Below are 9,394 nucleotides of genomic sequence, written 5' to 3'. Positions count from 1 at the left end.
TTAGCAACACGCGTTGATAGAATCATTGATCTTCGATGGATACCAATTGTCTTGCGATTTGATTGTACGCCGTTACCAGAATCTTAACGGCGGCAATGCGTTGGATAGCCGGCAGCCAGCCGGTTCGGATCGCCTCGCGCTCCTGAATACTTCTGCAGCCGCTCTCTCGCTGAGGAAAATCTAGCCGACTCCCTGAGTTTCGCGGACGCTGACGCCATTCACTTCAGCGAAGGTGTCGAGGTCGTGTGGGCAGCGCTCAGCGTGCGTCTTCAAGTCATTCAGAACTATCGACCGCCATCAACTGGTCCGGCTTGAAGGCGGCGTGTTGAGGGGTCCAGATATCACCCTCGCGATTGAACCAGTTGCACAGGTACATGCCGGAGGCCGCATGATCGTTGATCGTCATGTTCGGGCCGCCGGACTTCAGTTTGACGACATCTCCGGTCTTGAAACTGTCCGCCATGATGTTCCTCCCAGGGACTTCAAACAACCATCGAGAGGTAATCACCAATGGCGCTCATCGACAAGCAGCGGTTGCATCGCAATGATGATGATTGTGCTGCCTGTGCGCCAACTGTGCGGGTGCAGCAATGTCCGCTGTGTCTCTGGCACTTGTGACAATCGTGCGCTCGGATGTTCCTGTGTTTTGCTGTTCTGCTCTTGCAGGCCGCGTGATGCGGCCTAGTCTGACAATCATCTGCCCTCCCCGCTACCGAAACTGCGGCAGATATCGCGCGTTGGATGAACTGGTGCTCCATATGTGTTTTGATAGGCCCTGGGAGCTTCGAAAAATGGCACATCGTCTGCGCAAAGCAATCCTTGGCCTGACGGCGCTCGGACTAGCAGCGTGCCAATCGGCGCCCCCAGAACAATCGCCACCGTCCGCGCCAGTGTCATCTTCCGCCGCCGCGCCCAGCGCCCCAGCAATTTCAGACACGTCAGTCACTGTTATTCCTCCCACCAAGGCTGTTCCACCCAAGTATGCAGCATTCTCGGGAATTTGGGTTGGACGACTGGAGGGAATGGATGAATCCAAGCTGACGGTCCAGACGGTTGCTGCGAATGGAAAAGTGACAGCTGCTTTTGCTTGGGGGATGCTAGGCGACAATTTTCCGGGAGAGGCCAGCGGCGCTGGAAGAATTTCAGGGACTATGCTGAAGTTGGGGCGCCTCCCGAACGGCGCGGACCTCAGTTTCGTGATGCAGCCTGACGGAACGCTTGCGGGGACTGTTGCGCTTGCCGGCCAAACCTACACAGGATCGTTCCTCAAGCAATGAAGTGTTCCCTGCTCGTTGGCGAGCGTCGAAATTAAGGTAAGCAGAGTACGTGTCTCGCCGTTCACGTTGTTGCCGTAGCGATTGCACGTCGTTGTCTTTGGCTGACTATATTTGCACGTTGGCAAAGGCTGCACTTGCTCTAGCGGATGCCCTTCCAATAGCGCGGAGCAGCCTGCCCCGCGAATCCACGAACATCTCGCGTTCGAGACGATCACGCCGATGCACTGCCCCGGCCCCGAGGCGGGCAATTGGATATAGATAAGTTAAAGGCAACTGTGGTGTGTTATTACGCTGAGTTCTCGGTGCGGATACGGGATCGATGGATCAGGAAAGACTTCTAGCCGCAGTCCTCTTGGCTGATGTCGTGGGCAGCACGCCCCTCTATGAGCGCATCGGCGACGATGCCGCTATGCAACAGGTCTCGAATTGCCTGGACGCGATGCGCGAGATCGTCGCCCGGCACGGCGGTGATTTCATTCATTCGAAAGGCGATGACGTACTCAGCCTGTTCGAGAGCCCGGAGGCGGCGCTGAGGGCCGTCTGCCAAATCAGCCGCAAACTGACGGAAGGGCCGTTGAGCGCCCGTATCGGATTGCATTTTGGGGCGGTCATTCGCATGCGGGGCGAGGTCTTCGGTGACGTTGTCAATGTCACCGCAAGGTTGTCCACCACGGCCAACCCCGGGGAGGTGCTGATCAGCCAGAGCTTCTGCGAAGCCCTTTCCGCGGGGAGCCGCAGTGGCTTGCGGCTCCTCGACAAAATGGCCTTGAAGGGGAAGCAAGAACTCTTCGATGTCTATACGCTGTGGAGCGACGATGGGCCTCTCAATACTCAGATCACCAGCCGGGGCACCATTATCGAAAAGCGACCCGCCTCGCCGCAGCAGATCAATCTGGTCATCCGCTATGGAGATCAGTTGCGATCCTGTCGAAACAACGAATTCGTCACCATCGGCCGATCTCCGGAATGCGATATTGTCGTCCAGCGGCCGTGGGTTTCAAGGCACCACGCGACCTTCACTATTTCGAATGGCAGGGCCCGGCTTGTCGAGCGAAGCTCGTCGGGCACATTTGTCTCGATGAGACCGGGCCATGAAGTCTTCGTACGCCGCGAAGATATTCTCCTCTTCGGCCCCGGCGCCATCTCGCCTGGACTGAGGTTGTCCCTCAGCGACGCCCAGGTTCTTCACTACGAAATTGTCTCAGACTGACCCGGCCGGACTCGTTGGCTGCGACCGGCTTCAAGCGGCCGCGACGATCTCACCGCTGGCGGCCTCCCTCATCCGTTCGACCGATGCGCCCAATTGCTGAAAGTGAAATTCACATCTTACAGACGCAACCGACAGCCTGAATTTTGATATAAAGAGCAGAGAGAATCTTTGGCGTATCTAGGACGGTATCGAGCCACTGCGAAGACCGCGTTTCTGGTCACGCTGGGTGCTGTTCTCCTGCTAACCCTCTCGCCTGAGTGGCTTTGGCAGATGCTTGGTGTCGCCATCACCCTTGGTCACAACAAACTTGATCATGCCGTTGCGTTCGCCGTGCTGGCGACCACCGGATATTTCGCCTGGCCGGACAGTAGGGGAAAGCTGACTTGTCTCCTCATCCTGACCGGCGCGGTCATCGAAGTCGTCCAAGGGCTTCAGATGATTGGTCGCGATCGTGACGCCTGGGATTGGGCTGCCGATTGTGTCGGTATGGGTCTTGGTCTGCAAATCGGGAACTGGATGAGCAACTTCACCGTCGCCCTGAGATACGACAAGCGAAAATCCTTATAGCTCAGGAACCAGTCGCGGCAGGGTGAATGTTCGCAGTCGATCGATCCGCGAAACGTATTGGAAACAATGCCTGGTAACGGTTGCTTCAACCGCTTCTCGTAGATAGAAAGTGGCGGCTCCGGCTCAGGGGTAGGGGTTACCTGTAAAGTCGGAGCCGCCTGCGCGGCCACTGACAGAGACCGCGCTGTCCTATTCTGAGACAGCGCGGTCTACAATTAGTTAAAGCTAATAGGCTTGCCGCGCGACGGCGCTCCCTGTCGAACTGTCAAATCGCACCAGTTGTGTCGGCCGACCGCATTTTACCACGCGTGTGTAGCCAACAGCAGCCTTGTTGGACGTGGACTGGAGTGGATGACGGGCCATGTGAGTGCAGCAGACCGATCGTGGTAACTCGGAGCCAGGCTGCATTGGGATCTTAGGCGGACGGACCTGTTGCCATAACGTCGCATCCTACCACCTCAAAGACTTTTGATCGGAACAGGCGCCCAGCGAGTTCGTTAACGCTCGGATTTCGAGACAAGGCGAGCAGTATTTGATGAGAGATTTAGCAGGCACGGCCACCATAATTGCATCCATAGCTGTGGCAATTGTTCTGGCTCTCATGGTCCCAAAGGGGCTTCATGACCCAGCGGATAATGCAATCGTGAGTGCGGATAGCGCGTTGCCCTCAACGGCCATTCAAGGACCTTGACCAAAGGTACGTGACGGAGCCCGACTGCGACGACATGTGATTACGAGCTTTGGCCTCGCTGCTACCGTGAGCCGACGCCCGTTTGCAAAGTTGAAAAAGTGGCGGAGAGGGAGGGATTCGAACCCCCGATGGGCTTGCACCCATGCCGCATTTCGAGTGCGGTGCATTCGACCACTCTGCCACCTCTCCGCGGTCATGGTCCGCCGTTGCCGGCGCGGCGCACTAGATAACGGCTGCACAGGCAGGTTACAAGGCCCAATCTGCCTGATATCGGGCATCTCCGCGGCTCGGATGGTCCGTCCTTCGATAGCGGCGGCCGCCCATGCCAATGCAACTGGCTTGCGTTGAGCAATGCCGCCGGCTTGCTTGGCGCCGTTTGCCTTGACTCCGACGCAACCTTCGGTTAGGGATAGCGCGCAATCGGCGTGGAGGGTTCTTCCGCGCCGCTTGTTTTTTGAACCCGCAGACTGACAAAAAGACGGCCGAACCGCGTGATGCGGCTCATCAAGGCCGACCGAACAGCGAAAGGCAAAAAATGTTCGCAGTCATCAAAACGGGCGGCAAGCAGTATCGCGTCGCCGCCAACGATCTCCTGAAGATCGAAAAAGTCGAAGGCCAGGTCGGCGATATCGTCGAGATCGGCCATGTGCTCGCGCATGGCGAGGGCGAGAATGTGACGTTCGGCGCGCCGTTCGTCGATGGCGCGTTGGTCACTGCCGAAGTCGTCGAACAGGGCAAGAACCGCACCGTCATCGCTTTCAAGAAGCGCCGCCGGCAGAATTCGCGCCGCAAGATCGGCCATCGCCAGCTTCTGACCACCGTGCGGATCGCCGAGATCCTCTTGGGTGGCGCCAAGCCGTCGAAGAAGGCCGCCGCCAAGCCCGAGGCGAAGGCGGAAGCCAAAGCAGAGGTAGCGCCCGAGGCGAAGGCCGAGGCCGCGCCGAAGGAGGCCAAGGCCAAGAAGGAAGCCAAGGCAGAGGCTGCTGCGAAGGACGAAGCCAAGGCCGAGACCGCCGCAGCGATGCTGTTCAAGGCGCCGAAGGGCGAGCCGGACGACCTGACCGTGATCAAGGGCATCGGCCCGGTTGCGGCCGGCCAGTTGAACGAACAGGGCATCACCACCTTCGCGCAGATCGCCAAGCTCACCGACAAGGATGTCGCCAAGATCGACGAGCACATGCCGTTCAGCGCCGACCAGATCAAGGACTGGCGCGAGCAGGCCAAGGATTTGGTGAAGTAGGCGAGCTGGCGAAGACGTAAAACGAGCCGGCGCAATCGTCGCCGGATCGGACTTGAAACGGAACGCGAACGCGTTCATAAGACCCTTTAGGCGCCTTGCGGCGCATCGGAGTTAGTTAGATGGCACACAAGAAAGCTGGCGGTTCGTCGCGCAATGGTCGCGACTCCCATTCCAAGCGGCTCGGCGTGAAGAAGTTCGGCGGCGAAGCCGTGATTCCGGGCAACATCATCATTCGTCAACGCGGCACCTCGTGGCATCCCGGCGTCAATGTCGGCATGGGCACGGATCACACCCTGTTTGCGCTCGAAGCCGGCGCAGTCACCTTCAACAAAAAAGCCAACGGCCGAACCTACGTATCGGTCAACCCGATTACCAAAGCAGCGGAGTAGCCGGTTCCGCACCACAACACCGGCACCCCATCTCGGGACCGGTGTCTGGCCAAGCCAGGAAAAGGATCAGGGGAGATGGGTTTCCATCTCCCCTTTTTCTTGTGCCTGGAGGACTGACATGGTTGCCGAAGCGGAAGACACGGAAGACGAAAGTTACGCGATCGATTGCCCGGTGCTCGCGACCGAGCGGCTGGTCATGCGGCCGCCGCGTGAAAGCGATATCGGGCAATTGGCGGCGCTTGCCGACAACCGCCATGTCGCCGAAATGCTGGCGCGCATGCCGCACCCCTATGGCGAGGCCGAGGCCCGCTCCTTCCTCGCCATGGCGGCATCGCGCCGGGCCGGGATCGCCTATGCCTTGACGCTGGCCGGCACCGAGATCTTCGTCGGTTGCGCCGGCCTCAACACCACCGACCGCGGGCTGGAACTCGGCTACTGGATCGGCGAGCCCTACTGGAAGCACGGCTATGCGACCGAGGCCGCGCATGCGCTGGTCGACCTCGCCTTCCAGAAGACGGCGATCCAGGTGCTGCATGCCTCGACCCGGGTCATCAATCCGGCCTCGCGCCGGGTCATCCACAAATGCGGCTTCCAATATGCCGGCCAAGGCATGCTGAACTCGATCGTCGCCGGCCAGGTGCCGGTCGAGCGCTACCGGCTGGACAGGAAAACCTGGACCAGCCTACGCAACTGGGTGCATTTCTAGGTGTATCGATATTCAGGTGAGGCCGGCCTGCGAATGGCGGCTCGGCCTGACCTGAATCTCGGCACACCTCGGCGCATGGCTTCGAACCAAAGGTTCGGAAAGTTGAGGTCAGGCCAATTCGACCCAGACCGGTATGTGGTCCGAGCCTACCGCTTGCCGGTCGACCCAAAGCCGCTTCAGCGATCCGGCGAGCGAGGCGCTGGAAAAGACATAGTCGATGCGCTTGTGGCGGCTGGCGTCGTCGGGCCGCTTGGGATCGACCCAGGTAACGAGATCGGCATCGGTCACGTTGAGGCGCATGGCGGCATCGACGGCAAAGTCGGCGGTCAGCGGCATGCCGAATTCATGGTCCGGCCGGCCGGCGAGTTCGACATATTCGGGCGAGCCGGCCAGCATGTTGAAATCGCCCATAGCGACAAAGGCTTCCGGGTGGGGCAATTCCGGCAGGCCGATCTCTGCGACGCCAGACAGTGCGCCGCCTTCGAGCGCGTAGTTCAGCAGGCGCTGGCGCAGGAACTGTATCTGGCTCACGCGTTCGACGGGGCTGCGGTGATCGAGATGGATGGAATAGAATCTGACGAAGCCAAGCGGCGTCTCGACCAGGGCTTCCAGCGCGCCGCGCTGGAAGTTCATCGCCTCAAAGCTGCGGCTGCGCGGCAAAAGCAGATTGCGCGACAGATGGATGGGCGTTTTCGACAGCACCATGTTGCCGAGCTGGAAGGTTCTCGTGACGGCACGGCCGTTTTCGATAGCGGAGCCGATGTTGGCCTCGAAGTTGCTGCCATAGACGGCAAAGTAATCAGGCAAGGCGTCGCCGAGTTCGGCGACCATGTCGCGGCCGCCATTCTTGGGGTTGTTGCGGGTAACCTCCTGCAGCGCGATGACCTCGGCGCCGCGCACGGCATCGGCAATGCGCCCGACGTCGTAGCGGCCGTCAAGGCCAATGCCGTACTGAATGTTGTAGGTTACAAGCCTCATCGCGATATCTCTCCAGCCAAGGTCACAAAACGGCCTCGCCCTTCGCCCCGCCTTGGTTTAGAGCAATCCCGCGAAGCCAACAGCAGAAACCACGCAATCCGATGAAATTTCTCGATCAGGCCAAGGTCTACATCCGCTCCGGCGACGGCGGCGCCGGTTCGGTATCGTTCCGGCGCGAGAAATTCATCGAGTTCGGCGGTCCCGACGGCGGCGATGGCGGCCGTGGCGGCGATGTCTGGCTGGAGGCGGTCGATGGGCTGAACACGCTGATAGACTATCGCTACCAGCAGCATTTCAAGGCCAAGACGGGCGTACATGGCATGGGCCGCAACATGACCGGGGCCAAGGGCGCCGACGTGACACTGAAAGTGCCTGCGGGCACGCAGGTCTTTGCCGAGGATAACGAGACGCTGATCTGCGATCTCACCGTGGTCGGCCAGCGCTTCCTTTTGGCCAAGGGCGGCAATGGCGGTTTCGGCAACCAGCATTTCAAGACCTCGACCAACCAGGCGCCGCGCCGCGCCAATCCCGGCCTGCCGGGCGAAGAGATGAACATCTGGCTGCGGCTCAAGCTGATCGCCGACGCCGGCCTGGTCGGCCTGCCCAATGCCGGCAAGTCGACGTTTTTGGCGGCGGTCACGGCCGCCAAGCCGAAGATCGCCGACTATCCATTCACCACGCTGCATCCCGGCCTGGGTGTCGCCCGCATCGATGGGCGCGAATTCGTCATCGCCGACATTCCCGGCCTGATCGAGGGCGCGCATGAGGGCGTCGGCATCGGCGACCGTTTCCTTGGCCATGTCGAGCGCACGCGCGTGCTGCTGCATCTCGTCTCGGCGCAGGAAGAAAATCCGGGCAAGGCCTACAAGACGGTGCGCGCCGAGCTCGACGCCTATGGCAACGGCTTGACCGAGAAGGTCGAGATCGTGGCCCTTTCGCAGGTCGACATCCTCGATGCCGATCAGCGCAAGAAGAAGGCCGCTTCACTGAAACGCGCCGCCGGCCGCGCGCCGATGCTGCTTTCGGCCGTCACCGGCGAAGGCGTCGAGGCCGTGCTGCGTGCCCTGATGTCGGTTGTGGCCGAGGCGCGCAACGCCGTCGCCACTCCGGTCGAGACGCGCTGGGAAAGATAGCAATGGCCGCGCAGTCGCTGAAGAAATACCGGCGCATCACCGTCAAGATCGGCTCGGCGCTGCTTGTCGACCGCTCATCGGGTTTGAAGCGCGACTGGCTGGCCTCGCTGGCCGACGACATTGCGGTACTGGCCGCGGGCGGCGCTGAAATCCTTGTCGTGTCGTCAGGCGCCATTGCGCTCGGCCGCACCATTCTGGGCCTGGGAAAAAGGGCGTTGAAGCTCGAGGAAAGCCAGGCGGCTGCCGCCGTCGGGCAGATCGCGCTGGCCGGCGCATGGTCGGATGCGCTCGGCAAGGGCGGCCTGAAATCGGGCCAGATCCTGCTGACGCTCGGCGACACCGAGGAACGGCGCCGCTATCTCAACGCACGCGCCACGATCTCGACGCTGCTGAAGATGAAGGCGGTGCCGGTCATCAACGAGAACGACACGGTGGCGACCTCCGAAATCCGCTATGGCGACAATGACCGGCTGGCGGCGCGGGTGGCGACAATGATGGGCGCCGACCTCCTGGTGCTGCTCTCCGACATTGACGGGCTATACACGGCGCCTCCGGCCCGCGACCCTCAGGCCAGGTTCATTCCGGTGGTCGATCGCATCACCCCTGACATCGAGGCGATGGCGGGCGCGGCGGCCTCCGAATTGTCCCGCGGCGGCATGCGGACAAAGCTCGATGCCGGCAAGATCGCCACCGCCGCCGGTACCGCCATGATCATCACCGCGGGTACGCGGCTGTCGCCGCTGATGGCGATCGAGCGTGGCGAGCGGGCGACGTTCTTCCGGCCGAGCGCCAATCCGGTCAAAGGCTACAAGACCTGGATCGCCGGGCAGCTTGAGCCAGCGGGGCGGCTGACCGTCGATGCCGGCGCCATCGGCGCGCTCAAGTCGGGCAAGTCCCTGCTGCCGGCCGGCGTCAAGCTGGTCAGCGGCAATTTCTCGCGCGGTGACACGGTGGCGATCCTGTCGCCCGAGGGTCGCGAGATCGCGCGCGGGCTGGTTGCCTATGATGCCGCCGATGCCGTAAGGATCGCAGGCCTGAAGACGGCGGAGATCGAAACGGTGCTCGGCTACGAGGCACGCTCGGCGATGATCCACCGCGACGACCTTGTGGTGAGCCATGCTGGGGACCAAGTAGGGGCTGGTGACCAAGTGCGGGCCGGTGACCAGACGCAGGTGGACGACCAGATAACGAGCGGAGGATAAG

General features: G+C 61.2%; 10 protein-coding genes and 1 tRNA gene. 8 read left to right on the top strand and 3 right to left on the bottom strand.

All coding sequences use genetic code 11. The features are described 5' to 3' along the window. Window positions 1–274: 274 nt before the first annotated feature. Window positions 275–463 carry a YodC family protein gene (locus AC0L2H_RS27500; protein WP_473593165.1) on the bottom strand — a complete coding sequence of 63 codons (189 nt, stop codon included), beginning with the start codon at window positions 461–463 and terminating at the stop codon, window positions 275–277. A 559-nt stretch (window positions 464–1,022) separates the two neighbouring features. Here AC0L2H_RS27500 and AC0L2H_RS27495 point away from each other — a divergent pair. From AC0L2H_RS27495 to AC0L2H_RS27485, 3 genes are all read left to right on the top strand, one after another. After that, window positions 1,023–1,277, top strand: a complete 255-nt coding sequence (locus AC0L2H_RS27495) for a hypothetical protein (RefSeq protein WP_473593164.1) — start codon at window positions 1,023–1,025, stop codon at window positions 1,275–1,277. A 319-nt stretch (window positions 1,278–1,596) separates the two neighbouring features. Then, on the top strand, window positions 1,597–2,487 hold the full coding sequence (locus AC0L2H_RS27490) for an adenylate/guanylate cyclase domain-containing protein (RefSeq protein WP_473593163.1): 891 nt from the start codon (window positions 1,597–1,599) through the stop codon (window positions 2,485–2,487). Between the two features lie 270 nt (window positions 2,488–2,757). Next, complete coding sequence (locus AC0L2H_RS27485) at window positions 2,758–3,054, top strand: VanZ family protein (protein WP_107652705.1); 297 nt, start codon at window positions 2,758–2,760, stop codon at window positions 3,052–3,054. A gap of 790 nt (window positions 3,055–3,844) precedes the next feature. Here AC0L2H_RS27485 and AC0L2H_RS27480 read toward each other — a convergent pair. Beyond that, a tRNA-Ser gene (locus AC0L2H_RS27480) sits at window positions 3,845–3,934 on the bottom strand. A 346-nt stretch (window positions 3,935–4,280) separates the two neighbouring features. On the opposite strand from AC0L2H_RS27480, the gene AC0L2H_RS27475 reads away from it, so the two are divergent. The 3 genes from AC0L2H_RS27475 to AC0L2H_RS27465 all read left to right on the top strand — a co-directional run bounded on the left by AC0L2H_RS27475 (window position 4,281) and on the right by AC0L2H_RS27465 (window position 6,080). Further along, window positions 4,281–4,985 (top strand): 50S ribosomal protein L21, encoded by a 705-nt coding sequence (locus AC0L2H_RS27475; protein ID WP_473593162.1) that lies wholly within the window; start codon window positions 4,281–4,283, stop codon window positions 4,983–4,985. A gap of 119 nt (window positions 4,986–5,104) precedes the next feature. Continuing rightward, window positions 5,105–5,374 (top strand): 50S ribosomal protein L27, encoded by a 270-nt coding sequence (rpmA, locus tag AC0L2H_RS27470; protein WP_006327539.1) that lies wholly within the window; start codon window positions 5,105–5,107, stop codon window positions 5,372–5,374. Between the two features lie 118 nt (window positions 5,375–5,492). After that, window positions 5,493–6,080 (top strand): GNAT family N-acetyltransferase, encoded by a 588-nt coding sequence (locus tag AC0L2H_RS27465; protein ID WP_473593161.1) that lies wholly within the window; start codon window positions 5,493–5,495, stop codon window positions 6,078–6,080. A 108-nt stretch (window positions 6,081–6,188) separates the two neighbouring features. Here the strand turns inward: AC0L2H_RS27465 and AC0L2H_RS27460 are convergent, their stop codons facing one another. After that, entirely contained in the window at window positions 6,189–7,058 is an 870-nt protein-coding gene (locus AC0L2H_RS27460; protein ID WP_473593160.1) for an endonuclease/exonuclease/phosphatase family protein, read from the bottom strand. A gap of 101 nt (window positions 7,059–7,159) precedes the next feature. Here AC0L2H_RS27460 and obgE point away from each other — a divergent pair, with 101 nt between their 5' ends. Together obgE and proB are read left to right on the top strand one after the other, a co-directional pair. Further along, the gene (gene obgE / locus AC0L2H_RS27455) at window positions 7,160–8,191 is read left to right on the top strand and encodes a GTPase ObgE (protein WP_473593159.1); all 1,032 of its coding nucleotides are present in this window, start codon (window positions 7,160–7,162) and stop codon (window positions 8,189–8,191) included. A 2-nt stretch (window positions 8,192–8,193) separates the two neighbouring features. Next, window positions 8,194–9,393, top strand: coding sequence for a glutamate 5-kinase (proB, locus tag AC0L2H_RS27450; protein WP_473593158.1), 1,200 nt, complete (start codon window positions 8,194–8,196; stop codon window positions 9,391–9,393). Window position 9,394 lies beyond the last annotated feature (1 nt).

The sequence above is a fragment of the Mesorhizobium sp. WSM4871 genome, assembly GCF_055811295.1.
The sequence above is the reverse complement of the archived record's forward strand: the minus strand, read 5'-3'. Positions and strand labels throughout refer to the sequence as shown.